This is a genomic window from Desulfonatronum sp. SC1 (assembly GCF_003046795.1).
In the GTDB taxonomy this organism is placed as follows: domain Bacteria; phylum Desulfobacterota; class Desulfovibrionia; order Desulfovibrionales; family Desulfonatronaceae; genus Desulfonatronum.
On record NZ_PZKN01000249.1, the window covers coordinates 1 to 380 of the forward strand.

1 protein-coding gene is annotated in these 380 nt (G+C 46.3%); it reads left to right on the top strand.

The genetic code is table 11. The features are described from left to right. A partial coding sequence (locus C6366_RS21435) for a tetratricopeptide repeat protein (RefSeq protein ID WP_233248609.1) occupies nt 1–380 on the top strand: 380 nt, incomplete at both ends.

Sequence of the window (380 nt, forward strand, 5' to 3'; positions counted from 1 at the left end):
ATCTATCTCTCAAAAAATGCTCAACCCAGAGAAGCCATTGAAGAGATTCTAAACAGTGGATCAAAAAATGAGGTTCCTGCTGAGATGTTTATTCTACTGGGACATTTACAAGAAGCCAACAACGACATCCGAAGGGCACATGCAAGCTACTCCCATGCCATCGAGCTGGATTCCTTGTGCGATGAAGGATACTATGAGCGTGGGCGTTTGACGATGCACCATGCATCAAATCAAGCGCGCGCACTTGAAGATCTCACCCGGGCATCACAACTAAACCCCTCCCTGCCTGGCGTATTTACAATGCTAGGAAACATCCGCCTAAATCAAAATGATTATCTTGTGGCAATCAGGGATTTTGACCGGGCACTCCTTAACAATCC